At 58.3% G+C, this 25215-nt stretch carries 24 protein-coding genes; 18 read left to right on the top strand and 6 right to left on the bottom strand.

Features of this window, described 5'->3' with window-relative positions; all coding sequences use genetic code 11:
• Positions 1-79 precede the first annotated feature (79 nt).
• The 3 genes from topA (at position 80) to BLU26_RS05195 (ending at position 3514) form a co-directional block, all read left to right on the top strand.
• Entirely contained in the window at positions 80-2701 is a 2622-nt protein-coding gene (gene topA, locus BLU26_RS05205) for a type I DNA topoisomerase (protein WP_092284505.1), read from the top strand.
• Positions 2702-2712: 11 nt separating this feature from the next.
• On the top strand, positions 2713-3210 hold the full coding sequence (locus tag BLU26_RS05200) for a DUF6586 family protein (RefSeq protein WP_092284503.1): 498 nt from the start codon (positions 2713-2715) through the stop codon (positions 3208-3210).
• 64 nt (positions 3211-3274) lie between these two features.
• Positions 3275-3514 (top strand): hypothetical protein, encoded by a 240-nt coding sequence (locus BLU26_RS05195; RefSeq protein WP_092284501.1) that lies wholly within the window; start codon positions 3275-3277, stop codon positions 3512-3514.
• Between the two features lie 74 nt (positions 3515-3588).
• On the opposite strand, the gene sulA is transcribed toward BLU26_RS05195, so the two are convergent.
• Together sulA and lexA are read right to left on the bottom strand one after the other, a co-directional pair.
• Entirely contained in the window at positions 3589-4092 is a 504-nt protein-coding gene (gene sulA / locus BLU26_RS05190; RefSeq protein ID WP_092284499.1) for an SOS-induced cell division inhibitor SulA, read from the bottom strand.
• A gap of 10 nt (positions 4093-4102) precedes the next feature.
• Positions 4103-4711, bottom strand: a complete 609-nt coding sequence (gene lexA, locus BLU26_RS05185) for a transcriptional repressor LexA (RefSeq protein WP_092284497.1) — start codon at positions 4709-4711, stop codon at positions 4103-4105.
• Between the two features lie 200 nt (positions 4712-4911).
• Here lexA and BLU26_RS05180 point away from each other — a divergent pair, with 200 nt between their 5' ends.
• The 5 genes from BLU26_RS05180 (at position 4912) to BLU26_RS05160 (ending at position 9109) form a co-directional block, all read left to right on the top strand.
• Positions 4912-5586 (top strand): TetR/AcrR family transcriptional regulator, encoded by a 675-nt coding sequence (locus BLU26_RS05180; protein ID WP_092284495.1) that lies wholly within the window; start codon positions 4912-4914, stop codon positions 5584-5586.
• A 62-nt stretch (positions 5587-5648) separates the two neighbouring features.
• Entirely contained in the window at positions 5649-6137 is a 489-nt protein-coding gene (locus tag BLU26_RS05175; RefSeq protein WP_092284493.1) for a L,D-transpeptidase, read from the top strand.
• 58 nt (positions 6138-6195) lie between these two features.
• Positions 6196-7182 carry a beta-N-acetylhexosaminidase gene (gene nagZ / locus BLU26_RS05170; protein ID WP_092284491.1) on the top strand — a complete coding sequence of 329 codons (987 nt, stop codon included), beginning with the start codon at positions 6196-6198 and terminating at the stop codon, positions 7180-7182.
• The gene (locus BLU26_RS05165) at positions 7179-8360 is read left to right on the top strand and encodes a mechanosensitive ion channel family protein (protein ID WP_197674534.1); all 1182 of its coding nucleotides are present in this window, start codon (positions 7179-7181) and stop codon (positions 8358-8360) included. The genes nagZ and BLU26_RS05165 overlap by 4 nt, the downstream gene beginning before the upstream one ends.
• Complete coding sequence (locus BLU26_RS05160) at positions 8357-9109, top strand: S-methyl-5'-thioinosine phosphorylase (protein WP_092284487.1); 753 nt, start codon at positions 8357-8359, stop codon at positions 9107-9109. Before BLU26_RS05165 ends, BLU26_RS05160 begins: the two co-directional genes overlap by 4 nt.
• A gap of 21 nt (positions 9110-9130) precedes the next feature.
• Here the strand turns inward: BLU26_RS05160 and BLU26_RS05155 are convergent, their stop codons facing one another.
• Positions 9131-9697 (bottom strand): CsiV family protein, encoded by a 567-nt coding sequence (locus BLU26_RS05155; protein WP_092284485.1) that lies wholly within the window; start codon positions 9695-9697, stop codon positions 9131-9133.
• Complete coding sequence (mfd, locus tag BLU26_RS05150) at positions 9694-13185, bottom strand: transcription-repair coupling factor (protein WP_092284483.1); 3492 nt, start codon at positions 13183-13185, stop codon at positions 9694-9696. The genes BLU26_RS05155 and mfd overlap by 4 nt, the downstream gene beginning before the upstream one ends.
• A 199-nt stretch (positions 13186-13384) precedes the next feature.
• On the opposite strand from mfd, the gene BLU26_RS05145 reads away from it, so the two are divergent.
• The gene (locus BLU26_RS05145) at positions 13385-14824 is read left to right on the top strand and encodes a glyceraldehyde-3-phosphate dehydrogenase (RefSeq protein ID WP_092284481.1); all 1440 of its coding nucleotides are present in this window, start codon (positions 13385-13387) and stop codon (positions 14822-14824) included.
• 61 nt (positions 14825-14885) lie between these two features.
• Here the strand turns inward: BLU26_RS05145 and BLU26_RS05140 are convergent, their stop codons facing one another.
• Positions 14886-15446: a chalcone isomerase family protein gene (locus BLU26_RS05140; protein WP_092284479.1), complete on the bottom strand. Its 561-nt coding sequence runs from the start codon at positions 15444-15446 to the stop codon at positions 14886-14888.
• Positions 15447-15740: 294 nt separating this feature from the next.
• On the opposite strand from BLU26_RS05140, the gene BLU26_RS05135 reads away from it, so the two are divergent.
• From BLU26_RS05135 to sthA, 9 genes are all read left to right on the top strand, one after another.
• The gene (locus BLU26_RS05135) at positions 15741-17078 is read left to right on the top strand and encodes a Na(+)-translocating NADH-quinone reductase subunit A (RefSeq protein WP_092284477.1); all 1338 of its coding nucleotides are present in this window, start codon (positions 15741-15743) and stop codon (positions 17076-17078) included.
• A 3-nt stretch (positions 17079-17081) separates the two neighbouring features.
• Positions 17082-18296 (top strand): NADH:ubiquinone reductase (Na(+)-transporting) subunit B, encoded by a 1215-nt coding sequence (locus BLU26_RS05130; RefSeq protein ID WP_092284475.1) that lies wholly within the window; start codon positions 17082-17084, stop codon positions 18294-18296.
• On the top strand, positions 18286-19065 hold the full coding sequence (locus BLU26_RS05125; protein ID WP_092284473.1) for a Na(+)-translocating NADH-quinone reductase subunit C: 780 nt from the start codon (positions 18286-18288) through the stop codon (positions 19063-19065). The genes BLU26_RS05130 and BLU26_RS05125 overlap by 11 nt, the downstream gene beginning before the upstream one ends.
• A 2-nt stretch (positions 19066-19067) precedes the next feature.
• Positions 19068-19739 carry an NADH:ubiquinone reductase (Na(+)-transporting) subunit D gene (locus tag BLU26_RS05120; protein ID WP_092284471.1) on the top strand — a complete coding sequence of 224 codons (672 nt, stop codon included), beginning with the start codon at positions 19068-19070 and terminating at the stop codon, positions 19737-19739.
• Positions 19740-19745: 6 nt separating this feature from the next.
• On the top strand, positions 19746-20354 hold the full coding sequence (nqrE, locus tag BLU26_RS05115) for an NADH:ubiquinone reductase (Na(+)-transporting) subunit E (RefSeq protein ID WP_092288369.1): 609 nt from the start codon (positions 19746-19748) through the stop codon (positions 20352-20354).
• A 13-nt stretch (positions 20355-20367) separates the two neighbouring features.
• A complete protein-coding gene (gene nqrF / locus BLU26_RS05110; protein WP_172830676.1) occupies positions 20368-21594 on the top strand; it encodes an NADH:ubiquinone reductase (Na(+)-transporting) subunit F in 1227 nt (408 codons plus the stop codon).
• Position 21595: 1 nt separating this feature from the next.
• The gene (locus BLU26_RS05105) at positions 21596-22618 is read left to right on the top strand and encodes an FAD:protein FMN transferase (RefSeq protein ID WP_092284467.1); all 1023 of its coding nucleotides are present in this window, start codon (positions 21596-21598) and stop codon (positions 22616-22618) included.
• Positions 22619-22622: 4 nt separating this feature from the next.
• A complete protein-coding gene (gene nqrM, locus BLU26_RS05100) occupies positions 22623-22865 on the top strand; it encodes a (Na+)-NQR maturation NqrM (protein ID WP_092284465.1) in 243 nt (80 codons plus the stop codon).
• Positions 22866-23067: 202 nt separating this feature from the next.
• Positions 23068-24465: a Si-specific NAD(P)(+) transhydrogenase gene (gene sthA / locus BLU26_RS05095; RefSeq protein ID WP_092284463.1), complete on the top strand. Its 1398-nt coding sequence runs from the start codon at positions 23068-23070 to the stop codon at positions 24463-24465.
• A 19-nt stretch (positions 24466-24484) separates the two neighbouring features.
• On the opposite strand, the gene BLU26_RS05090 is transcribed toward sthA, so the two are convergent.
• Complete coding sequence (locus BLU26_RS05090) at positions 24485-25213, bottom strand: glycerophosphodiester phosphodiesterase (RefSeq protein WP_092284461.1); 729 nt, start codon at positions 25211-25213, stop codon at positions 24485-24487.
• Positions 25214-25215 lie beyond the last annotated feature (2 nt).

The raw sequence follows: 25215 nt of genomic DNA, 5'->3' as shown, positions 1-25215 counted from the left end.
GGCCGGCGGTACCCGTTACGGCAGCGCTGCAAAAATTTGTAGGCCATTCAACCAGCTTGAGTCAGGAAAACGATTACCTATGGGAAAAGCACTGGTCATTGTGGAATCACCGGCCAAGGCCAAGACGATCAACAAGTATCTTGGTCACGATTTCATCGTGAAGTCGAGTATCGGTCATATTCGCGATCTGCCCACCAGCGGCAGCGCCAAGACCGAGAGCAAACCCAAAGGTGGTCGCAAGGCGGCACCAGCCAGCGAGCAGGAAAAGCAGGCCAAGGCGCGCGCGCAACTGGTCAAGCGTATGGGCGTGGACCCGGACAACGGCTGGGCAGCGCACTACGAGATTTTGCCCGGCAAGGAAAAGGTGGTCGACGAACTGCGCCGCCTGGCCAAGGACGCCGACACCGTCTATCTCGCAACGGATTTGGACCGCGAGGGGGAGGCGATTGCCTGGCACCTGCGGGAAAGTATTGGCGGCGACGATAGCCGTTATAAGCGTGTAGTCTTTAACGAAATCACCAAGAAAGCCATTCAGGACGCCTTCTCCAAACCGGGCGAATTGGATCTGAACCGGGTTAACGCGCAGCAGGCGCGCCGTTTTCTGGATCGCGTAGTTGGTTACATGGTATCGCCACTGCTGTGGCAGAAAATTGCCCGTGGCCTGTCTGCCGGTCGCGTGCAGTCGGTCGCAGTAAAGCTGATCGTGGACCGCGAGCGCGAGATTCGCGCCTTTATTCCAGAAGAGTTCTGGGAGATTCACGCGCAACTGCACACGCCCAAAGCTGAGGCTGTACGTTTTGAGGTGGTAAAACAGGCCGGAGAGGCATTCAGGCCAACGGACAAGGCGCAAGCTGATGCTGCGCTGGCCTTGCTGGAAAAAGCCGAGTATCGCGTTCTCAAGCGCGAAGACAAGCCGACGAGCTCGCGCCCTAACGCACCTTTTATTACCTCCACGCTGCAGCAGGCTGCCAGCACGCGCCTGAGTTTCAGCGTGAAAAAGACCATGATGATGGCCCAACGCTTGTACGAAGCAGGTTACATCACCTACATGCGTACCGACTCGACCAATCTATCGGCCGATGCCGTCAGCATGGCGCGTGGTTATATCGAGAAAACCTTCGGCAAGGATTACCTGCCCGAGAAGCCCAATTCCTATAGCAGCAAGGAAGGCGCACAGGAAGCGCACGAAGCTATCCGGCCTTCTGACGTCAAGCTCAAGCAGGCTGACCTGAAAGGCATGGAGCGCGATGCCGAGCGTCTCTACGAGCTGATCTGGCGTCAGTTTGTGGCGTGTCAGATGACACCGGCCAAATACCTGTCTACCAGCATTCAGGTTGCTGCTGGTGACTTCGAGCTGCGCGCCAAGGGCCGCATCCTCAAGTTTGACGGTTACACCAAGGTGCTGCCGCCGCAGGGCAAGGGGGGCGAGGACGAGGTGCTGCCCGATATCAATGTAGAGGACCTGTTGGCATTGCAGCAGCTGGAGCCCAAGCAGCACTTCACCAAACCACCGGCACGTTATGCCGAGGCGAGTCTGGTGAAGGAGCTGGAGAAACGCGGCATTGGCCGCCCGTCTACCTACGCATCCATCATCTCGACCATTCAGGATCGCGGTTATGTAACGCTGAATAACCGCCGTTTCTACGCCGAGAAGATGGGTGACATCGTGACCGAGCGTTTGGGTGAAAGCTTCCCCAATCTGATGGACTACGGCTTCACTGCACGTATGGAAGAATCGCTTGATGACGTCGCCCAGGGCGAGGTCATCTGGAAACAGGTGCTGGATGACTTTTACGCTGATTTCAGTACCAAGCTGAAGGCAGCTTCCTCATCGGATGATGAGCGCAGCATGCGCGCTAATCAGCCCACACCAACCGATATCGCCTGCAAGGCGTGCGGTCGCCCGATGATGATCCGCACTGCCTCGACCGGTGTTTTCCTCGGCTGTTCTGGCTATGCGTTACCGCCGAAAGAGCGTTGTAAGGAAACCATCAACCTGGTGCCCGGCAACGAAGTGGCTGCCGATGACGATGAAGGTGAGTCTCGAGTGCTGCGCGCCAAGCACCGTTGCCCGATTTGCAGCACGGCGATGGACAGCTATCTGGTCGACGAGACGCGTAAGTTGCATGTATGTGGCAACAACCCGGACTGCAACGGCTTTGAGATCGAAACCGGTCAGTTCAAGATCAAGGGCTATGACGGCCCGGTGCTGGAATGCGATAAGTGCGGCAGCGAAATGCAGCTGAAAACCGGTCGTTTCGGCAAGTACTTCGGCTGTACCAACAGCGAATGCAAAAATACCCGTAAGCTGCTCAAGAGCGGCGAAGCCGCTCCGCCGAAGATGGACCCGGTCAAAATGCCGGAGCTGAAGTGCGAGAAGGTGGACGATGTCTACATTCTGCGTGATGGCGCTTCCGGGCTGTTTCTGGCTGCCAGCCAGTTCCCGAAGAACCGGGAGACGCGTGCGCCGTTGGTGAAGGAGTTGCTGCCGCATAAGAGCGAAATCGACCCCAAATACCATTTCCTCATGGACGCGCCGGTTGAAGATCCGGATGGCAATCCCACGGTTGTGCGTTACAGTCGCAAAACCAAGGAACAGTACGTACAGAGCGAAATTGACGGCAAGCCCAGCGGATGGCGCGCTTTTCATGACGGCAAGAAGTGGTCGGTGGATGACGGCCGCAAGAAAGCCAAGCGTTGAGGTAAGCCTCGATGGCTAACGAAGTCTATACCCGTACCAATCAGGCCCTGTTCTTTACGCGCAGGGCGCTGGATGCCTGGGCAGAAGCCGAGGCTTCTGATGCCCTGGATGCGCTCAGCCTGGTGCAGTACCACCGCGAGCACGCGCTATTCCACCTGTATCGCGGCGTACTCGCTGTGGTGCACGAGGTGGCAGACCGCTACCGCTGGCCATTGGTAGAGCTGCGTCAGGTTGAGGCGGCTTTGTTGCCCTCGGTGGTGGCACGTTTTCCGGGCCCCGAGTTGGCGGAGCTGACCGAGCTGGCGGACAACCGCGAAACCTGGTTGGCGCGACTGCTGGCAGCCTGGCAGCAGCTGCAAGCGCCACCCTTACCCGAAGCCTCGGCAAACAGCCTGATTGCCAGTAGTGCGGTCAAGGGAGGTGAGTGGGGGCTGGCTGAGGCTCAGGAAGCCTGGGCTGCCCTGTCCGAGCGAGTACGCAGTTACCGTGAAGGCATGGTCGAGTGGTAGCAGGGCTGCGGTGCCGAGGCGGGTGTGGTAAACTGCGCGCCTGCACCACAGGAGATTAGATCAGATGCCTTCACCCTTTCTTGAAATCGTAGAGCTGGATAACGGCAAGGTGGCCTTGCGTCGCTCCGATGAGGAGGGCGAGCCGTTGCTGGTGATCGAGTTTTCGGTGGATGCAAAGGACTACCTGCAGGGCAATTACATCGAAGTGGCTAAGGCCATGATTAGTGCCGGCATGCAGATGGCCGGGCAGATGATGGATGAAGACGAGGACGATCACGTTCCAGAGGATCGCGTTCTTCACTAGGCATCGGGCCGGCAAGGTGAGCCAGATTAGAGTATGAGCCGCAGCTGATTCTGCGGCTTTTTTGTGGCTGCCGTTCAGGCAGCCTGCAGGCGGATGTTGAGGCTGCGGCACTGACCGCTCTGAGCTGCACGCTCAAGGCGCGGCGCAGTGCTGCTGTCAGGTGATAGCCAGCTGACGACGGTATGGCTGCAGCCCAGTTTGAGCAGGTCACAACAGAGTTTGGTGGCATCCATGCCGGGCTTGGAGCGAACGATCATGATCCGTGAGGGGTCCAGATCGGCGCTGCGTAGCCACTGGTTGCTGAGACTGGCCGGCGGGTCTATCAAAGTGAGCCAGCGCGGTGCAGCGCTATTGCTGAGGTCGCGCAGCACCGGTGCCAGCCATTGCAAGCATTGGCGCGCCGCGCCCTGCAGGCTTATTTCGCTGTAACCGTACTCCGGCTCATCGGCCGGCGCGGTTGCCGGCTGCTGTGGTATGGCGCGAGAAAACCGGCTGTGTTCCATGCGCGTTGCCATCAGCGCATTGTGAAACAGGTCGGCCTGGGTCAGTGTCTGTTGGTCAGGGCGGGCGTACTGCATTCTCAGCTCCTCAGCGGCGGATTACACCGACGCTCAAACCTTCAATGGTAAGTTCCTGTTCTGCCAGATTGACTTCAATCGGCTTGAATTCGGGGTTTTCCGCAATCAGGGAAACCTTGCGCCCCTGCTTCTGAAAGCGCTTAACGGTGACTTCATCGCCAATCCGGGCGACGACAATCTGGCCGTTGCGCGCTTCGCTGGTACGGTGAACTGCGAGCAAGTCGCCATCCATGATGCCGATATCCTTCATGCTTTCACCTTGCACACGCAGTAGATAGTCGGCGCGCGGGTGAAAGAAGCCGGGGTCAATGCGGCAATGGTCTTCGATGTTCTCCAGTGCCAAAACGGGCGCACCAGCGGCAACGCGGCCAATAACCGGAAGCTGGTCGTCGCTGGTTTCCTGCTCGGCCTCGGGCAGACGGATGCCGCGGGAAGCGCCTGGAATCATTTCGATAGCGCCCTTGCGGGCAAGGGCGCGCAGGTGATCCTCGGCAGCGTTGGGCGATTTGAAGCCCAAGGTCTTGGCGATGTCGACGCGCGTCGGCGGGTAGCCGTTGCCGTCCATGTACTCCTTGATGAAGGCCAATACCTGCTGTTGTCTTGCGGTAAGCTTCTGCATGGAAGTGCGCCTGTTTGTTTATCCAGTAGCTGTGATTATATACAGTTGTTCTTGCTCGGCAACCCCTGTTTTTCTCAAGCGCATTTCAGGCTTGGCGTCTGCGTCGATTAATGAGACAGTTTCGGTGCTCCATACAGGGTTGACAGTTTGTCTGTTTTAAACGTATGTTTGAAACAATTGTTTGTAGCCTGGGAGTCCACATGGCGCAGTCTGATACCGTTAAACGCATATTGGATGCAGCAGAACAACTCTTTGCCGAGAAGGGGTTTGCTGAAACGTCCCTGCGTCTGATTACCAGCAAGGCTGGGGTCAATCTGGCGGCGGTCAATTACCACTTCGGCTCCAAAAAGGCGCTGATCCAAGCTGTCTTCGTACGCTTTCTTGATCCGTTCGTCAGTAGCCTGGAGCGTGAGCTGGATCAGCACGAGCAGCGTGGAGACCTGCGCCAGCTTGGTCTTGAGCAGTTGCTGGAGATGCTGGTTGACCAGGCACTGGCGGTCAAGCCACGTAGCGGCAATGATTTGTCTACCTTCATGCGTTTGCTGGGCTTGGCCTTCAGTCAAAGCCAGGGCCACTTGCGCAAATATTTGGCCGAAGTGTACGGCAAGGTATTTCAGCGCTATATGGCGCTGGTTTACGGGGCTGTGCCGACCATTCCGCCGCAGGAGCTGTTCTGGCGCGTGCATTTCATGCTGGGCAGCGCAGCCTTCACCATGTCGAGTATGAAAGCGCTGCGCGCTATCGCGGAGGCCGAGTTTGCCGAGCATCGTGCAGTGGATGAAGTGCTGCGTCTGATGGTGCCTTTTCTGGCGGCCGGTATGCGCGCAGACAACTTGCCCGCCAGAGTGACGCAGCCGGAAAGCGCGGCGGTTTAGCGTTTTACCCTTACCTGTATGCAGCTGATCCGTTATCGTGTGCGCAGATAACGGAGACAGTCATGCCGCTGGACCATATTCACATCTCGATAGGCAATCAGCAGCTCACCGGTTTCAGTGGTGGCGCGGCTGTGTGCCGCTATCCCATTTCTTCAGCCCTCAATGGCCCAGGCGAACAGAACGGCTCGGGTTGCACGCCACGTGGCGCGCATCGTGTGCGCGCGCGCATTGGCGACGGTGAGCCGCTTAACGCGGTATATCGCGGTCGTCGTCCGACGGGCGAGGTGTGGACGCCCGCTCTGGCTGCGGCGAACCCGCAGCGGGACTGGATACTGACCCGCATACTCTGGTTATGCGGCAACCAGCCCGGCGTCAATCGCGGTGGTCAGGTCGACTCCCAGCGCCGCTATATCTATTTGCATGGCACGGGCGATGACCAGCCCATGGGGGTGCCGCTGTCGCATGGCTGTATTCGCTTGCGCAACACCGACATGCTGGAACTGTTCGAGCGGACGCCGGTCGGTTGCACTGTTCAGATTGACGCCGATTAACTAAGCCTGGGCGTCGCTTTCCAAGTCAGGAGACCTTTGTTTGAAACACGCTTCATTGATGCTGGATCTGCCAGGCCTCTGGCTTGAGCCACAAGACCGCGATTTGCTGCGTCAGCCGGAAGTCGGTGGCATGATCCTGTTCGCGCGTAACACTGAATCGCCTGAGCAGGTGCGCCAGCTGGTGCGCTCTATCCGGGCAGTACGCCCCGATATGTTGATCGCAATAGACCAGGAGGGCGGGCGAGTGCAGCGGTTGCGCCGTGGCGTGCAGCGTTTACCGGCGCTGGCAGATATCGCCCGTAAGGGCGGCGAGCAGGCTGGCGCTGCCGCGCGCGCCGCCGGCTGGCTGATGGCGACGGAAATGCTAGCTTGCGGCGTGGACATCAGCTTTGCGCCGGTGCTGGATCTGGATCACGGGCGCAGCGGGGTCATCGGTAACCGTTCACTGGGTAGTGACCCCGAATGTGTGAGCTTTCTTGCCAGCGCTTACATCGATGGATTGACCCAGGCGGGCATGGCGGCGACGGGTAAGCACTTCCCGGGGCATGGTTGGGCCGAGGCCGATTCGCACTTTGCGCTGCCGATCGATGAGCGCAGCGAGGAGCAGATTCGGGCGGTGGATATGAAGCCCTTTGCGCTGTTGGCCGGGCAGTTGGGGGGCATCATGCCAGCCCATGTGGTGTATTCGCAGGTGGATGCCATGCCTGCCGGTTTCTCACGGTACTGGTTGCAGCAGGTACTACGTGAGGAGCTGCAGTTTACCGGCGTCATTTTCAGCGATGATTTGAGCATGGCGGGCGCTCATGTGGTGGGTGGCATTGCCGAGCGCATCGATGCCGCGGTGAATGCCGGCTGCGACATGCTGTTGATTTGCAATGACAGAGCAACAGCAGAGCAGGGGTTGATACACGCACAGACGCGGCAACTGCAGCCGCCTGCAGGGCTGTCGCGCATGCTGGCGCGCAGCACGGTGGCGGCGGACTACAAGGCGCGCCCCGAATGGCGCACGCATTACTCACTTCTCAGGGAGCTGGACCTGGTTTGATTGACACCATTAATGATCTGACTGCAGAGCTGAATCTGGAACAAATACCGCTGATCGGAGAAGCCTGGGTGTATCAGGTGTTCGCGGTGGTACTGTCCGCGCTGGTGGCGGCTTACGTCGTCAAGCGCGTTCTTGATCACCTTGAGCGCCGTGCCGAGCGCACCCATAACATGTGGGACGACGCCCTGGTTTACGCGGCTCGGCGCCCGGCGTGGGTGCTGATCTGGTCGATGGGATTGATGTGGGCGGCGCGGATTACCGCCAACCAGATGGATGAGGGTCTGGCAGATGTACTGGACCAGATTCAGCGCATTCTGCTTATTGTTCTACTGTGCTGGTTCATTCTGCGGCTGATGAAACAGATTGAAAAACGCCTGGTTGATCCGCGTTATCGCGAAAAACCGGTAGATCAGACCACGGTCAGCGCGATTGGCAAATTGCTGCGTGCTTCGGTCATCATCACCGCTGCCTTGGTTATTCTGCAGACCCTTGGCTATAGCGTGTCCGGTGTGCTGGCGTTTGGTGGCATCGGCGGCATCGCGGTTGGCTTTGCGGCCAAGGATCTGTTGGCCAATTTCTTCGGTGGGTTGATGATTTACCTCGACCGGCCCTTTGCTGTCGGTGACTGGGTGCGCTCGCCCGATCGCGATATCGAGGGCACCGTCGAGCACATCGGCTGGCGTCTGTCGCGGATTCGCACCTTTGACAAGCGGCCGATTTATGTCCCCAACGCGATTTTCAACAACATCGTGGTGCAGAACCCGTCGCGCATGACGCATCGGCGTATTTATGAGCACATCGGCATCCGCTACGCGGATATCGGCCATATGGAGCCGATCGTGCACAAGGTCCGCGAGATGCTCAAGGAGCATGAAGATATCGCGCAGGATCAAACCCAGATGGTGTTCTTCGACCGTTGCGCGCCATCCTCGGTAGACTTCTTCATTTACTGCTTTACCACGCCGGTATGGGCGGAATATCACCGCGTCAAAGAAGATGTGCTGCTGAAGATTCTGGCAATTATTGAAGAGCACGAAGCGCAGGTGGCCTTCCCGACTTCTACCCTGCATCTGCCTGATCCGTTGGCCTTGCGTGCTGAGGCGCAGCCAAGTGAGCGCCAGGGCGGACCTGAATCATCCAAAGAGCCGAGGCACGCACCAGAGGGCAGCAACGCATGAGCACCTGGGGGATTATTGGCGGCACGGGCCTGACCGAGCTGGATGGCATTGAGCTACTTGGCGAGGACTGGCCCGAAACACCTTTCGGCAGGCCGTCTGCGCCGCTGGTGCACGGGCGCATGGGAAGCGAGGAAGTGGTTTTTCTGGCGCGCCATGGCAAGCCGCACCGTATTCCACCGCACCGGGTCAATTACCGCGCCAACCTCTGGGCACTGCAAGCGGCGGGTGTACAGCAGATTGTGGCAGTCAATGCGGTGGGCGGGATTCATCCGCGGCTGACCACGGGCAGCTTCTGTGTGCCCGACCAGATCATCGATTACACCTGGGGGCGTGCCTCCAGTTTTTTTGAGGATGATCTGGAGCACGTGGTGCATGTCGACTTCTCCTGGCCCTATGATGCGCAGCTCTCTGCGCGGCTGGGGGCGTTGTTGCAGGCACGCGACCTCAGCTATCTGCAGGGCGGTGTCTATGCGGCGACGCAGGGGCCGCGGCTTGAGTCGGCGGCGGAGATTGTGCGGCTGGAGCGTGATGGCGCGGATCTGGTGGGCATGACCGGGATGCCCGAGGCGGCGCTCGCTCGCGAACTGGCGTTGCCCTATGCTTGCCTGGCGCTGGTGGTGAATCCCGCCGCTGGCAAGTCATCCGAGGTGATTACCATGGCCAGCATAGAGGCGGTCATTGCGCAGGGTATGCAGCAGGTCAAGCAGGTATTGAGCGAGTTGATTGCGGCAGCGCCGTCGTCATCCTGACAGCGCGGCGGCAATCCAAGGTCAGCGGCTGACGCGCACCAGCATGCCCAGGCTCTGGTGGTCCAGGTAATGGGTTTCGTTCAAACGCAGGGCGCGTTTCTGATGCAGATGCTCGGAGATAACAGAGGCGCCGCTCATCTGTACCTCGTTCGCTGTGCGGTTACGCCAGAATGACACAGCGATCTCCATCAGATTGTCCTGACTGAGATTGACCAGGCCCTGTACCGGATAAATACCGTTATCGGCCTGGCCCTTGCTCAGAGCTATATCCAGGTTGTTGTCCAGCGGCTGAGACCAGGCCTGGTGCAGATAGATCTGATAACCCTTTTGCTCCAGTTTGCGTACGTCTGGGGCCAGGCGGAAGCGTGTCGGGTCGATTGCACGCACGTCGCTGCGCGTGGTCTCATCCAGCTTGGTCGCGTTGTCGGCCCAGTCGAGATCCGGTGGCGTGCCCACTACCAACGGTGCAGAGGGTTGCCCAAAAAAGACCACCTCCACCAGGTATTCATCGGCTGACTGTGCCAGCGCCACTGTGCTGACGAGGGTGGCCAGCAGGGCCAGGCCGAGCTTCTTGCACAAATGCTTCATGGGCGTTTTCCTTTGCCTTTCGGGTTTGTTTCCTGTGGCGCTTGCGCCAGTCGGTCGAGTAGTGCTTCTACAGTATTGAGGCGCAGCTCCACGCCGCCCATGGGCGCATTGAAGCGGAATACGGTCGCGCCTTCAAGGCGATAACGCTGCGGATTGTCCTGAATCATGCGCACCAGCACCATGGGGTCTATCTCGGTTTGCGCGCCAAACTCGATCCGACCGTGCTCGGCGCCTACATCCACCTTGGTGATACCCAGAGGGTCACAGCGCAGTTTCAATGCGGTAACGCGAAATAGCGTCTTGACCTGCTCGGGTAACAGGCCAAAACGGTCGATCATTTCGACCTGGAGGTCCTTTAGTGTTTCGTCGTCGGTGGCGTTGGCAATGCGCTTGTACAGAATCAGCCGCGCATGTACATCGGGCAGATAATCGTCGGGAATGAGCGCGGCCAGGCGCAGGTTGATATCGGGCCCGCCGCCCAATGGCTGATCCAGTTCCGGCTGTTTGCCCTGCTTGATGGCCTTGACCGCGCGTTCGAGCATTTCCATGTAGAGCGTAAAGCCGACCGCCTGAATCTGACCGCTTTGGCCGTCGCCCAGCAGCTCGCCAGCGCCGCGAATCTCCAGATCGTGGGTCGCCAGGGTAAAGCCGGCGCCCAGATCCTGGGCCATGGCGATGGCTTCCAGCCGTTTCTCCGCATCGCGGGTAACCTTCTTGCCCTCCGGCGTCAGTAGGTAGGCATAAGCCTGGTGGTGGCTGCGGCCCACGCGCCCGCGTAGCTGGTGCAGCTGGGCCAGGCCGAACTTGTCGGCGCGTTCAATAATGATGGTGTTGGCACTGGGCACGTCGATGCCGGTTTCAATGATGGTCGTGGTCACCAGAATATTGAAACGGCGGTGATAAAAATCGCGCATCACCTGCTCCAGGGCCCGCTCGGGCATTTGCCCATGGCTGACGGCGATACGTGCCTCGGGAATCAGTTCGGCCAGATCGGCGGCGCATTTCTCGATGGTCTGCACTTCGTTGTGCAGGTAATAAACCTGCCCACCGCGTAACAGTTCGCGCAGTATCGCTTCCTTGAGTACCGGTTTCTGCTGCGACATGACGAAAGTCTTGACCGACAGGCGCCGCGCTGGCGGCGTCGCGATGATCGACAGGTCGCGCATACCGGAGAAGGACATATTCAGTGTGCGCGGAATGGGCGTGGCGGTGAGCGTCAGTACGTCCACTTCGCTGCGCAGGGTTTTCAGCTGTTCCTTCTGGCGTACACCAAAACGATGTTCCTCATCGATGATGACCAGCCCCAGGTCCTGAAACTTCACATCTTCCTGCAGCAGCTTGTGGGTACCGATCATGATATCGACCTTGCCCTCGGCCAGCTCCTGAACCGCGGCCTTGACCTCTTTGGCCGACTTGAAGCGGGACATCACCTCGACCTTCACCGGCCAGTTGGCAAAGCGATCCTTGAAGCTGTTGTAGTGCTGCTGGGCGAGGAGGGTAGTGGGAACCAGTACCGCCACCTGCTTGCCGCTATGCACGGCGAGGAAGGCCGCGCGCATGGCGACTTCGGTCTTGCCAAAGCCGACGTCGCCACAGACCAGTCGGTCCATCGGTTGCGGGTTGGTCATGTCTTGCAGCACGGCGGTGATGGCGGCTTCCTGATCGGCGGTTTCCTCGAACGGGAAGTCGTCGGCAAAGCTCTGGTAGTCGCGTTCCGGGGCGCTGAAGCTGAAACCTGCCCGCGCCGCGCGACGCGCGTACACATCCAACAGCTCGGCAGCCACGTCGCGTACCTTCTCGGCGGCTTTGCGCTTGGCTTTCTGCCAGGTTTCGGAGCCAAGGCGATGCAGAGGGGCGTTTTCATCCTCGGAGCCGGAGTAGCGTGCGATCAGGTGCAGGTTGGCTACCGGCACATAGAGCTTGGCTTCGTCGGCGTACTCCAGCATCAGAAATTCGGTCTGCTGATCCTCGACTGTGAGGTTGGTCAGACCCAGGTAGCGGCCTACGCCGTGGTCGATGTGCACCACGGGCGCACCTTCGCGTAGCTCGGTCAGGTCGCGGATAATGGCGTCGCCCATATCCGTGGCTTTGCCACGGCGGCGGCGCTGCATGACACGCTGGCCGAACAGTTGGCTCTCGGCGATAACGGCTATCGCTGGCGATTGTGTGAGCAGCCCCTGGTCCAGCGGCGCTATGGTCATGGCCAGCGAATGCTCGGTGTTGACAAAGTCGAGCCAGCTGTCGACTTGCTGGGGACGCTGATCAATGCGCGCCAGCAGTTCGATCAGCGCCTCTCGACGGCCAGCCGTTTCGGCGACGAACAGGGTGCGACCGTTGTGCGCCTGCAAGAAGCGTTGTAGCGCTTGCAACGGATTTTCCAGCTTGTTGTCGATGGGCAGTTCGGGCGGTGGCAGGCAACCAAGGTCGGTGCCGCGCTCGCCATCAGCCAATTCGGTCTGATGGCAAATGGTGCGGGCAAAGCCCTTGATGCGTGCGAAGCATTCTTCAACCGGCAAAAACAGCTCGCCGGGCGGCAGCAAGGGGCGGGTTGGGTCTACGCCCTGTTCACTATGCCGGGTGCGCACGTCGTTCCAGAAATGCTCGGCGCTGGCTTCGATACCGGGCAGGGTGAATAAATGAGTGTTCTGCGGTAGGTAATCGAACAGGCTACCCAGCTCATCGAAGAACAGCGGCAGGTAATATTCGATGCCCGGCGGTACCAGGCCTTCGGCGAGATCCTGGTACAGCGGACAGCGCCGATGGTCTACCTCAAAGCGCTCGCGGAAACGGGCGCGGAAACCGGTCAGTGCAGACTTGTCGAGCGGAAACTCCTTGGCCGGCAGCAGATGAATACGCTCTACCTTGTCGATCGAGCGCTGGCTCTCCGGATCGAAGGTGCGCAGGGTTTCGATTTCATCGTCAAACAAATCAATGCGATAGGGCAGTTTGCTACCCATGGGGTAAAGATCGAGCAGGGCGCCGCGTACGGCATAGTCGCCGTGCTCGTACACGGTGTCGACGCAACGATAACCGGCGGCGTCGAGGTTCAGGCGCATCTGCTCGATGTCCAGGCGTTGGCCCAGCTCCAGCATCAATACCGAGCCGCCGAGAAAGCTACGTGGCGGCAAGCGGTGCAACAGGGTGGTCAGGGGGACTACCAGTATGCCCTGCTCGACCTGGGGTAGTTGGAATAGCGTACGCAGCCGCTGCGAAATGATGTCCTGGTGCGGTGAAAAGCGGTCGTAGGGCAGCGTTTCCCAATCAGGGAAGCTAAGTACCGGCAACTCGGGCGAAAAAAAGCGCAGCTCCTGTTCCAGACTGTCGGCGGCGGAGGTGTCGGTGCTGATGACCAGGCTCAGACCGCGATGCTGTGAGGCGGCTTCTGCGATCGCCAGCGCCCTTGCTGCCCCGTGCAGTCCGGCCCAGTGTGCCTTTGATCCAGGGCCTTGGCTGGCTGGGGGTGACAACAGAGAGGTTTCAACAGGCATGCAGTAGGCTCTTGATGGTCGCGTAGCTTGGCGCCGTATCGCCAGTCGCGATTCGGCCCGTTCTCAGAGGGGCTAAGTGTAACGCCGTCAGCCTGCTGATGGGGCATTCTCCGGCTGTTTTTGGACAGGACATTGCCTCGGCGGGCTGCGGACAGCATAATATGCGCCCTTTAGTTATCAAGACTTGGAAGGTAAAGCCGTGACTCAAGCCCAATTCGAGCAGTGTCTGGAAAGCTGGACGGATCGTGAAGCGACCGCCGAAGCCATGATTCCTCTGATCGGTCGTCTGTACCGTGAGCACAACGTGGTGACGTCCATTTATGGCCGTGGCCTGGTCAACCGCTCGGTCATCAGTCTGTTGAAGTCACACCGGTTTGCGCGTCAGATCGACGACACCGAACTGTCAGTGCACGACACCTTCCCGGTTATCAAAGCGCTGCTTGACCTTGACCTGGGCCCAGCGTCCATCGACCTCGCTCGTCTGGTTAAAAAATTCCGCGAGAGTGGCAGCGATGATCTGGATGCTTTCCTGCGTGACGAGTTGAGCAGCGTCATTGGCCACACTGGCGAGCGCCGCCAGGGTCGTGACGTAGTGCTTTACGGCTTTGGGCGTATCGGTCGCCTGCTGGCCCGCATCATGATCGAGAAGGCCGGTGCTGGCGATGGCCTGCGTCTGCGCGCCATTGTGGTTCGCAAGGGTGCTGCCAACGACCTGGCCAAGCGCGCCAGCCTGCTGCGCCGCGACTCTGTACACGGCTCCTTCCAAGGCACCATCACCATTGATGAAGAAAACAACACGCTGACTGCCAATGGCAATCAGATCCAGGTTATTTATGCCAGCGATCCAGCCAGCATCGATTACACCAGCTACGGCATAAGCGATGCGATCATCGTTGATAACACCGGCGTATGGCGCGACGAGGCCGGCCTTTCCCAGCACTTGCAGTGCAAGGGTGCCAGTCAGGTGGTTTTGACTGCACCGGGCAAGGGCGACCTGAAAAACATCGTGCACGGCATCAATCACGCTGCGATGACCCCGGAAGACAAGATCATCTCCGCTGCGTCTTGCACCACCAACGCCATTGTGCCGGTGCTCAAGGCCATCAACGACAAGTTCGGCATCGTCAATGGTCACGTTGAGACGGTTCACTCGTACACTAACGACCAGAACCTCATCGATAACTTCCATAAGGGTGATCGCCGCGGTCGTAGCGCTGCGTTGAACATGGTTATTACCGAGACCGGTGCTGCCAAGGCGGTTGCCAAGGCACTGCCGGAGCTGGCGGGCAAGCTGAGTGGTAACGCTATCCGTGTGCCGACGCCGAACGTTTCCATGGCTATTCTCAACCTGAACCTGGAAAAGTCGACCGATCGTGATGAGGTGAACGAGTACCTGCGTCACATGGCGCTGCACTCTGACCTGCACAAGCAGATCGACTTCACCAACTCGGTAGAGGTGGTTTCTTCCGACTTCGTGGGATCGCGTCACGCCGGTGTGGTTGATGCTGAGGCGACCATCTGCAACGACAACCGCGTTATTCTGTACGTCTGGTATGACAACGAGTTTGGCTACAGCTGCCAGGTAGTGCGTATTCTGGAAGACATGGCTCACGTTAATCCGCCGGCGTTCCCGGCCTGATTGATGGGCATTGCAAAAAAGGCGCCTCGGCGCCTTTTTTGTTGTCTGTGATTTGCCCCGGTCAGTTCAGCAGGGCATTGCGTAGGTCGTCCGACAAACCGTTTGCCCGCAGCCAGATGCCCAGATAAGCGTCGGCCAGCTGTCTGTCGTTGGCGGTGAATACGGTTGCGCCGTTGAGTTGCAGTACCAGGGTGCCTTCGTTCAGGCGGGTAAGACTGTAGCGGTCGCCGGGCTGGATGTCCTTGAAGGTGGCATGCAGGCGGTCGACTTTCGGCTTGAGCTCGGCCAGCGTCGCCGCGTTGTACTGACGATTCAAGGCGGTCCAGGCCGCCTTGATTACGTCGCTGCGCTTGATCGAGCGGTAGTAGTAAAGCTCAAGGCGCAATGGGTTGTCGCTGGTCAACAGTGAGGACAGTTGGCTGTCTGCCGGTGCGTAAAGTGCGGCGCTGTATACGTCGACAAAAAGATATTCCAGCAGATAGCGACTACGCTGTTGCAATACTTGGTTACTGTTTTGCACGGTGACGCTGTCGGCGAAGCTGGCCTGATTGAAGCGCTCGGTGCTGGCGTAGCCAGTATTTGCCAGTAATAGGCTGGCAAGCAGCAGGTAGGGCGTGCGCATGATTGTCTCCGGGTTGGCAATGCAGTGTTTCAGTCTACGCCAATGGCCGTAATAGCGCGGCTTTCAGCGCCATAGATTTAATCAATGTAGTCGATTAAAAACCGGAAAAAACCAAGGGGCCGAGTAGCATTGACTGGGCAGGAACCTTATACTTAGCGGGATTTTTGATGGGGGTTTGTGGCTGCCTCGCCCTGATTCCGTGTCTGTTGCCAAGAGCCATTCCGCCAGAGCTTGTTGTGCTCCGCACCAGCAGCCCGCCCTTAAAGATTCCAAACTAGTGATTAGGCTATTCGTATGATAAAAATCAAACGGGGCTTGGATCTGCCAATCACCGGCTCACCCGAGCAGCGTATCGATGACGCCCGTCAGGTACGCAGTGTCGCTGTAGTAGGCTTCGATTACCATGGTATGAAGCCCACTATGGAGGTGCGCGAGGGGGACCGGGTCAAGCTGGGTCAGCTCCTGTTCAGTGATAAAAAAACGCCTGGTGTCATTTTTACTTCGCCCGCTGCCGGTATCGTCAGTGCCATCAATCGCGGTGAAAAGCGCGTGCTGCAGTCTGTCGTTATCGACATCGACGGTGATGATGCAGTGCCTTTCGATGCCCACTCTGCCGAGCAGCTTGCTGCATTGGACCCGCAGGCGGTACGTGATCAGCTGATCAACTCCGGTTTGTGGACCGCCCTGCGCACGCGGCCGTTCAGTAAAACCCCTGCGGTCGATGGCAAGCCCAGTTCCATCTTCGTTACCGCGATCGATACCAATCCGCTGTCGGCTGATCCGGCTATCATCATCAAGCAACACGCTGCCGACTTCGAGAGCGGCCTCAAGGTGCTCGCGCGCCTGGCCAAGGTCTGGCTGTGCAAGGCTGAAGGTGTGAGCCTGCCGGGTGAGTCGGTCACTGGTGTGAGTGCCGAGGCATTTGCTGGTCCGCATCCGGCCGGTCTGGCCGGCACGCATATCCATAATCTTGATCCGGTCAGTGAAAGCAAGACGGTTTGGCAGATTAACTATCAGGATGTCATTGCCGTGGGTGTGCTGTTTACCCAGGGCAAGATCTGGACTGATCGCTACGTCGCACTCGCCGGCCCACAGGTTGAAAAGCCGCGCCTGCTGAAAACCCGCTTGGGCGCCAACCTGGAAGAGCTCACCGCGGGTGAGCTGACCCCGGCGAACAACCGGGTAATCTCCGGCTCTGTGTTCGGCGGCCGCATGGCCCGTGGTCCGGTTGCCTATCTGGGCCGCTTCCACTCCCAGGTATCGGTACTGAAAGAAGGTGACGAGCGTCAGCTGCTGCACTATTTACGCGCCGGCAAAAACAAGCACTCGGTGCTGAATATCTTTGTTTCCAAGCTGGCTCCTTCGCGCCTGTTCAATTTTGATACCAGCACCAATGGCAGCCCGCGCGCCATGGTTCCGGTGGGCAACTACGAGATGGTCATGCCGCTGGATATTCTGCCTACCCAACTGCTGCGTTACCTGATCGTGGGTGACACCGAGATGGCCCAGAAGCTGGGTTGTCTGGAGCTGGATGAAGAGGACCTGGCGCTGTGCAGCTATGTCTGTGCTGGCAAGTACGAATACGGCCCGATTCTGCGGGATAACCTGACTCGCATTGAGAAGGAGGGTTAAGTCATGGGTGTACGCGCATTCCTCGACAAGATCGAGCACAACTTCGAGAAGGGCGGCAAGCACGAAAAGTGGTATGCCCTCTACGAAGCCGTTGATACCTTCTTCTATCGCCCGGGCAGTGTCACCAAGACCACCGCCCACGTGCGTGACGGTCTCGACCTCAAGCGCATGATGATTACCGTATGGCTTTGTACTTTCCCGGTTATTTTCTACGGGATGTACAACATCGGTTACCAGGCCAACAGTATCTATGCTGGTAATGCAGACCTGCTGGCGGCCCAGGATAACTGGCGTATTGCGCTTATACAGTTGTTTGCTGGGTTTAATCCTGACAGTCTGTGGGACAACCTGATTCACGGCGCTGCCTACTTCCTGCCCGTGTATGCCGTTACCTTCCTGGTTGGCGGCTTCTGGGAAGTGGTTTTTGCCTCCATCCGCAAGCACGAAGTGAACGAAGGCTTCTTCGTTACCTCGATTCTGTTTGCCCTGATCGTACCGCCGAGCATTCCGCTGTGGCAGGTCGCGCTGGGTATCAGCTTTGGCGTGGTGATCGGCAAGGAAGTCTTTGGCGGTACCGGCAAGAACTTCCTCAACCCGGCACTGACCGGCCGCGCTTTCCTGTTCTTCGCCTATCCGGCGCAGATGTCGGGCGACGCAGTCTGGACAGCAGTGGACGGTTTTGCTGGCGCTACCGCGCTGAGCATGGCGGCGTCTGGCGGCATCGAGCAAGTGGTTGCCCAGGGCATCACCTGGTGGGACGCCTTCTACGGCAACCTGCAGGGTTCGATGGGTGAGGTCTCTACGCTGGCCATCTTTATCGGTGGTGCGGTACTGCTGCTGACCAAGATCGCCAACTGGCGTATCGTCGCCGGCGTAATGATCGGAATGATTGCCACCAGCCTGCTGTTCAACAGCATAGGTTCGGATACCAATCCGATGTTCTCGGTGCCTTGGTATTGGCATATGGTGGTGGGCGGTTTCGCTTTCGGCATGATCTTCATGGCGACGGACCCGGTATCAGCCTCCATGACCAACACCGGCAAATGGCTGTTTGGCGCATTGATCGGCTTGATGGTGATCCTCATTCGTGTGGTCAACCCGGCCTTTCCGGAAGGCATGATGCTGGCCATCCTGTTCGCCAACCTGTTTGCACCGCTCATCGACCACTTTGTGGTTCAAGCCAACATCAAACGGAGGCTTGCTCGCAATGTCCAGTAAGAAAGAATCCGTTGTCCGCACGCTGACGGTTGCGCTCCTGGTCTGTCTGGTCTGCTCTGTAGTGGTGTCTGCCGCTGCGGTCGCACTCAAGCCGGTCCAAGTCACTAACCAGTTGCAGGACAAACAGCGCAACATTCTGCAGATTGCCGGCCTTTATAAAGAAGGTGTGAGCGTGCAGGAGCAATTCAAGCAAATCACGCCGCGCCTGGTTGATCTGCGCACTGGCGAGTTCAGCGATGCGAAAGACCCGCTGACCTACGACCAGCAAAAAGCGGCCAAGGACCCTGCGACCTCCGAGCGCATGGACCCCAAGGCCGATATCGCCAGTATTCGCCGTCAAGCGTATTACTCGACCGTGTACGTGGTAGAGGACGAGCAGGGCGAGATCCAGACGCTGATTCTGCCGATCCATGGCTATGGGCTGTGGTCGACTCTGTACGGTTTCATGGCGCTGGAAAGCGATCTGAAAACCGTGGTGGGGCTGGGCTTTTATCAGCACGCCGAGACGCCCGGTCTGGGTGGTGAGGTGGATAACCCGAACTGGAAGAAGCAGTGGACCGGCAAGGTGGTTTATGACGAGTCCGGTGATGTTGATATCAGCGTCATCAAGGGCGGCGTAGACAGTAACAGTCCGAATGCCGAGCATCAGGTAGATGCACTGGCCGGCGCGACCCTGACCAGTCGGGGCGTGGAAAACCTGGTGCGTTTCTGGCTGGGTCAAGACGGCTTTGGCGAGTTCCTCGATCATCTTCGCGCAGGGGAGGCATAATCATGGCTAAGGCAAGCGCCAAACAGGTGCTCTTTGATCCGATTTTCAGTAACAACCCCATCGCGCTGCAGATTCTTGGTATCTGCTCCGCGCTGGCGGTAACCACCAGCCTGAATGTGACTCTGGTCATGTGTATTGCACTGACCTCGGTGACTGCGCTGTCCAACCTGTTCATCTCAGTGGTGCGTAACCAGATCCCCAGCTCGATCCGCATGATTGTGCAGATGGTGATCATTGCCTCGCTGGTTATCGTGGTTGACCAGGTGCTCAAGGCCTATGCGTACAGCATCAGCAAGCAGCTGTCGGTGTTTGTTGGGCTGATTATCACCAACTGCATCGTGATGGGCCGCGCGGAAGCCTTCGCCATGCAGAACCCGCCACACATGAGCTTCCTGGATGGTATTGGTAACGGTCTGGGTTACAGCTTCATCCTGATCTGCGTTGCGACTGTGCGCGAATTGTTGGGTGCCGGTAGCCTGTTTGGTATCGAGATTCTGCCGGTGGTCAACGCCGGTGGCTGGTATCAGCCCAACGGCTTGTTGCTGTTGCCGCCGTCTGCATTCTTCATCATCGGCCTGATCATTTGGGGCCTGCGCTCCTGGAAAACTGATCAGGTAGAAGCGCCGGAATTCAAGATGGCGCCGCAGACCCGTGCCATGAAGGAGGCTATGTAAGCCATGATTGAACATTACATAAGCCTGCTGGTTCGGGCGATCTTTGTAGAGAACATGGCGCTCGCCTTCTTCCTGGGGATGTGTACCTTCATCGCCATCTCCAAGAAGGTTGAGACTGCTATCGGTTTGGGTGTTGCGGTAGTCGTGGTGCTGGCTATCACCACACCGGCCAACAACCTGATCTACACCTATCTGCTGAAAGATGGTGCGCTGGCCTGGGCTGGTCTGCCGAATGTAGACCTGAGCTTTTTGGGTCTGCTGAGCTATATCGGTGTGATCGCCGCCATCGTGCAGATCCTTGAAATGTTGCTCGATAAGTTCGTCCCTGCTCTTTATAACGCGCTGGGTGTGTTCCTACCTTTGATTACAGTGAACTGCGCCATCATGGGTGCCTCACTGTTCATGGTAGAGCGCGACTACGCCTTTGGTGAGAGTGTGGTTTACGGTGCTGGTGCGGGTATCGGCTGGGCACTGGCCATCATCGCGTTGGCAGGTATCCGTGAAAAGTTGAAATACAGCGATGTACCCGATGGCTTGCGTGGCCTGGGTATCACCTTCATCACCGTGGGTCTGATGTCGCTGGGTTTCATGTCCTTTTCCGGCGTGCAACTGTAAAGAGGAGCTGTAACTGATGAACATGGAAATTTTTCTGGGCGTCGGGATGTTTACAGCCATCGTGTTGTCGCTGGTTGCCATCATTCTGATCGCCCGTTCGAAGCTGGTCAGCAGTGGCGACGTCACCATTGAAATCAATGGTGAGCGCACCGTGACTGTAGCCGCCGGCTCCAAGCTGCTGAACACCTTGTCGGCCAACGGTATTTTCCTGTCCTCCGCCTGCGGCGGCGGCGGTACTTGCGCCCAGTGCAAGTGCATTGTCGAGAGTGGCGGCGGCGAAATGCTGCCTACCGAGGAGTCGCACTTCACCAAGCGCGAAGCCAAGGAAGGATGGCGCCTGTCCTGCCAGACCCCGGTCAAACAGGATATGAAGATCGAAGTCCCCGAAGAAGTCTTCGGCGTCAAGAAGTGGGAATGCACCGTTGAGTCCAATCCCAACGTTGCTACTTTCATCAAGGAGCTGACGCTCAAGTTGCCGGAAGGCGAGAACGTCGACTTCCGTGCTGGTGGTTATGTGCAGCTGGAATGCCCGCCGCACACCGTCAACTACAAGGATTTCGACATTCAGCCGGAATTCCGTGGTGACTGGGACAAGTTCGACCTGTGGCGCTACGTCTCCAAGGTAGATGAGACAGTGATTCGCGCTTACTCGATGGCCAACTATCCGGAAGAGCGTGGCTTGGTGAAATTCAACATCCGGGTAGCATCGCCGCCGCCGGGTCGTGATGACCTGCCGCCTGGCCAGATGTCGTCTTGGGTGTTCAGTCTCAAGCCGGGCGACAAGGTCACTGTGTATGGGCCATTTGGTGAGTTCTTCGCCAAGGATACCGACGCGGAAATGGTCTTCATCGGCGGTGGTGCCGGTATGGCGCCGATGCGTTCACACATCTTTGATCAGCTCAAGCGTCTCAATTCTACCCGCAAGATCACCTTCTGGTACGGTGCGCGCTCGCTGCGTGAAGCCTTCTATGTCGACGAGTACGACACCTTGGCGGCAGAGAACGAGAACTTTGAATGGCACCTGGCGTTGTCTGACCCACTCCCCGAGGATAATTGGGAGGGCCCGACCGGCTTCATCCATAATGTCCTGTTGGAGAACTATCTGAAGGACCATCCAGCACCGGAAGACTGCGAGTTCTACATGTGCGGTCCGCCGATGATGAACGCCTCGGTGATCAAAATGCTGCAGGACCTGGGGGTAGAACCCGAGAATATTCTGCTCGATGACTTTGGCGGTTAAGATGCGCTTGCGCTTCTCCCGGCCCGTTATAGCTGTTGCTTTCGCAGCAGCCCTAACGGGCTGTTTCAATTCTGTAGACCCGGTTGCGGAAATGTACGGCGCGACCATGGGTAGCACCTATTCCATCAAATGGGTGCCTTCGGAGCACTCACCCGAGCCGGACGCGCTGCAGCAGGATATTGAAGAAATGCTCGCGCATTTCGATAAGGAAGTCTCCAATTGGCGCAGTGACTCGGACCTTGCACATTTCAATGATGCGAGTGCTGGCACCTGCATGTCGATGCCGCAATCGGTCATCGACATGGTACAGCTGACGGACAAGCTCTACATCGACAGTGACGGATCCTTTGATATTACCGTCGCTCCTTTGCTCAAGTTGTGGGGATTTCATGGTGGTGAAGAGCACCAGGCGCCGCACCCCGATCAGCTGCAGCAGGCCATGTTGAATGTAGGACAGCAGCACCTGCACATCCGCGCGGATGGTCAACTATGCAAGGATGTCGCTCTGTCGCTTGATCTTAGCAGCCTGGCGGCTGGCTATATGATTGACCGGGTGGTGGAACGGTTGGCGAGCTACGGCGTCACAAACTATATGGTGGAGATGACAGGGGAGCTCAAGGCTGCTGGCCACAAACCGGGTAACCGGCCTTGGCGCATTGCGATCGAAGAGCCGCGTGATGACGAGCGCGTGGCACAGATGATTCTCGCGCTGGATGGTGAGAGCGTCTCTACTTCCGGAGACTATCGTAATTATTACGAGGTCGACGGGCAGCGTTTTTCGCACACCTTCGATGCCCGCTCCGGTCACCCGGTGATGCACAAGCTGGCAGCCGTCACTGTGCTGGACGATACTGCGGCCGAGGCGGATGCTCTTTCCACATTATTGATGATCATGGGCGAGGATCGCGGTTGGGATTACGCGATTGCGCACGATATACCCGCCTTTTTTGTTATTCGTGACGGGGAGGTCTTTGTCTCCAAAGGCACCCCTCAATTCAACGCTCTGGCGCAGAGCGAGGAGTAAAACCATGGTTTGGCTTCTGGTATTTCCCCTGATGCTGCTGATTGTGGCCGGCATGGCCATCGGCGTAATGATGGGCCGCAAACCGATTGCTGGCTCCTGCGGTGGCATTGGTGCAACCGGGCTCGACAAATCCTGCGGCATTTGCGGCGGTGACACCACAAAGTGCGAAGAAGCGACAGCCAACGCGGGTGTTACGCCGCGCAGTCAGGAGTTCGAGCTGGCGCGTGACGCCACCAAAGTCGACTAGTCGCGGGCCGCAGCGCGGTTTAGGGTGCCCAGGCTGGTTCTCGCTCCGCGCGGCACGCGTGGCTTGGCGTGACTAGCCGCATCTGCAATAACGATCTGTTGTGCCAGCCGGCTCTGGTCTTCTGGCTGGGCTGGCGCATGCTGTAAAGCCGGCCTGGCTGCGCGCGCCAAGCTGTTTACCTGCAATACAAGGAACCGAGTGAATGGCCGTATACAACTACGATGTGGTGGTGCTGGGCTCTGGCCCGGCAGGTGAGGGTGCGGCGATGAATGCCGCCAAACACGGCCGCAAGGTGGCGGTGGTGGAGGAGCGCAAGGAAGTGGGCGGCAACTGCACTCACCTGGGTACCATCCCGTCGAAGGCACTGCGCTATTCGGTCAAGCAGATCATTCAGTTCAATACCAATCCGATGTTCCGGGCGATTGGCGACCCACGCTGGTTTCCCTTTCCGGATGTGTTGAAAAGCGCGGAAAAAGTGATGGCCAAGCAGGTGGCGTCGCGCACCAGCTACTACGCTCGTAATCGCGTAGATGTGTTTTTTGGCAAGGGCAGTTTCGCCGACGAGCATACCATCGAGCTGGTCAACAACACCGGCGTGGTGGAAAAGCTGATCGCTAAGGAGGTCATAGTCGCGACGGGGTCGCGGCCGTACCGGCCGTCTGACGTTAACTTTGGGCACCCGCGAATCTACGATAGCGACACCATCTTGCGTCTTAACCACACGCCACGAACCTTGATTATCTATGGTGCCGGCGTGATCGGCTGCGAGTACGCCTCGATCTTCTGCGGGCTTGGCGTGAAGGTAGACCTGATTGATAACCGCGAGCGGCTACTCAGTTTCCTGGACGACGAGATCTCCGATGCGCTGAGCTATCACCTGCGTAACAACAGCGTGCTGATTCGTCATAACGAAGAGTACGAGAAGATCGAGGGAACGGATAACCGTGGCGTAGTATTGCACCTCAAGTCCGGCAAGCGGCTCAAGGCTGATGCCCTGCTATGGTGTAACGGTCGTACGGGCAATACCGATGGCCTGGGGCTGGAGAATATCGGTCTGCACCCGAACGGCAGAGGCCAATTGAGTGTGGATGAGAACTACCGGACAGCAGTACCCAACATCTACGCGGTGGGCGATGTGATTGGTTGGCCGAGTCTGGCCAGCGCCGCCTTCGACCAAGGCCGTTCAGCGGCAGGCAATATCGTCAGCAATGATGCTTGGCGTTTCGTGGATGATGTACCCACGGGCATCTACACCATTCCCGAGATCAGTTCGCTGGGTAAGACTGAGCAGGAGCTGACCAACGAAAAGGTGCCCTATGAAATCGGCCAGGCCTTTTTCAAGAATATGGCGCGCGCACAGATCAGTGGCGAACCTGTGGGTATGCTGAAAATATTGTTTCATCGTGAATCGCTGGAAGTGCTGGGCATTCACTGTTTTGGTGACCAGGCCTCTGAGATTGTGCACATCGGCCAGGCCATCATGAACCAGCAGGGCGAAGCCAACAGCATCAATTACTTCGTCAACACGACCTTCAATTACCCCACCATGGCCGAAGCCTATCGGGTTGCCGCGCTGGATGGCCTGAACAGGCTGTTTTAACAAAAGCAGGGTGCGTTGCTCAGGCACCCTGCTTGAGTAGCTGCATGGCGCGTAAGGGATAGTCGGTGATCAGGCTATCCACGCCCATATCGGCCAGCCACTGCAGACGCTGCGGCTCGTTTACCGTCCATACCGAAACATGCAGACCCGCCGCCTGCGCCTGGCGCAGCCGCTGAGGGGTGCATAGCTTCCAGTTGAGTATCAGGTACTCGCAACCGTATCGCTGCGCTGCCTTGATCGGGTCGAGCAGGCCATATTCCTCAACCAGCCCGGTAGGCAGCGAGAAGCCCGACTTTTTAGCGTATTTGAGCAGGGTACGGCTGCTGGAGGTCACTACCACCTTGTCGTGTAACTGAAAGCGATCCACCAGTTGCCGGACGGCCTTGAGCACAATACGCGACTGGCGCTCAGAACCACTTTTTACTTCCAGCTGATAGTGTTCGAACTCGGGGAAATGGCTGAACAGCTGCTCCAGGCTGGGAATTGGGCAGGGTTCCAGCCAGCCGGCCAGGCCCAGCCGAGCATCCAGTTGCATCAACTCCGCGGCACTGTGTTGGGCAACCTTGCCGCGCCGCCCGGTAGTGCGCTTGAGCGTGGGGTCGTGGATGACCATCAGTTCCTGGTCTGCGGACAGGTGCAGATCCAGCTCTGCACGGGTGACGCCTGCATTCAAGGCCTTCTGAAAGCTGGCCAATGTGTTTTCCGGGGCTTCGCCCCGGGCACCGCGGTGACCATAAATCAACGGCATAG

Source organism: Halopseudomonas sabulinigri (assembly GCF_900105255.1).
Lineage (GTDB): Bacteria > Pseudomonadota > Gammaproteobacteria > Pseudomonadales > Pseudomonadaceae > Halopseudomonas > Halopseudomonas sabulinigri.
The sequence above is the reverse complement of the archived record's forward strand: the minus strand, read 5'-3'. Positions and strand labels throughout refer to the sequence as shown.

Excerpts from the sequence above, each read along its gene's own strand:
- BLU26_RS05140 (WP_092284479.1), bottom strand. The coding sequence starts at position 15,446 with ATGCGCACGCCCTACCTGCTGCTTGCCAGCCTATTACTGGCAAATACT.
- topA (WP_092284505.1), top strand. The coding sequence starts at position 80 with ATGGGAAAAGCACTGGTCATTGTGGAATCACCGGCCAAGGCCAAGACG.
- BLU26_RS05130 (WP_092284475.1), top strand. The coding sequence starts at position 17,082 with ATGGGTGTACGCGCATTCCTCGACAAGATCGAGCACAACTTCGAGAAG.
- mfd (WP_092284483.1), bottom strand. The coding sequence starts at position 13,185 with ATGCCTGTTGAAACCTCTCTGTTGTCACCCCCAGCCAGCCAAGGCCCT.
- BLU26_RS05175 (WP_092284493.1), top strand. The coding sequence starts at position 5,649 with ATGCCGCTGGACCATATTCACATCTCGATAGGCAATCAGCAGCTCACC.
- nagZ (WP_092284491.1), top strand. The coding sequence starts at position 6,196 with ATGCTGGATCTGCCAGGCCTCTGGCTTGAGCCACAAGACCGCGATTTG.
- BLU26_RS05195 (WP_092284501.1), top strand. The coding sequence starts at position 3,275 with ATGCCTTCACCCTTTCTTGAAATCGTAGAGCTGGATAACGGCAAGGTG.
- BLU26_RS05200 (WP_092284503.1), top strand. The coding sequence starts at position 2,713 with ATGGCTAACGAAGTCTATACCCGTACCAATCAGGCCCTGTTCTTTACG.
- nqrM (WP_092284465.1), top strand. The coding sequence starts at position 22,623 with ATGGTTTGGCTTCTGGTATTTCCCCTGATGCTGCTGATTGTGGCCGGC.
- sulA (WP_092284499.1), bottom strand. The coding sequence starts at position 4,092 with ATGCAGTACGCCCGCCCTGACCAACAGACACTGACCCAGGCCGACCTG.
- BLU26_RS05160 (WP_092284487.1), top strand. The coding sequence starts at position 8,357 with ATGAGCACCTGGGGGATTATTGGCGGCACGGGCCTGACCGAGCTGGAT.
- BLU26_RS05135 (WP_092284477.1), top strand. The coding sequence starts at position 15,741 with ATGATAAAAATCAAACGGGGCTTGGATCTGCCAATCACCGGCTCACCC.
- sthA (WP_092284463.1), top strand. The coding sequence starts at position 23,068 with ATGGCCGTATACAACTACGATGTGGTGGTGCTGGGCTCTGGCCCGGCA.
- BLU26_RS05090 (WP_092284461.1), bottom strand. The coding sequence starts at position 25,213 with ATGCCGTTGATTTATGGTCACCGCGGTGCCCGGGGCGAAGCCCCGGAA.
- BLU26_RS05105 (WP_092284467.1), top strand. The coding sequence starts at position 21,596 with ATGCGCTTGCGCTTCTCCCGGCCCGTTATAGCTGTTGCTTTCGCAGCA.
- lexA (WP_092284497.1), bottom strand. The coding sequence starts at position 4,711 with ATGCAGAAGCTTACCGCAAGACAACAGCAGGTATTGGCCTTCATCAAG.
- BLU26_RS05155 (WP_092284485.1), bottom strand. The coding sequence starts at position 9,697 with ATGAAGCATTTGTGCAAGAAGCTCGGCCTGGCCCTGCTGGCCACCCTC.
- BLU26_RS05180 (WP_092284495.1), top strand. The coding sequence starts at position 4,912 with ATGGCGCAGTCTGATACCGTTAAACGCATATTGGATGCAGCAGAACAA.
- BLU26_RS05125 (WP_092284473.1), top strand. The coding sequence starts at position 18,286 with ATGTCCAGTAAGAAAGAATCCGTTGTCCGCACGCTGACGGTTGCGCTC.
- BLU26_RS05120 (WP_092284471.1), top strand. The coding sequence starts at position 19,068 with ATGGCTAAGGCAAGCGCCAAACAGGTGCTCTTTGATCCGATTTTCAGT.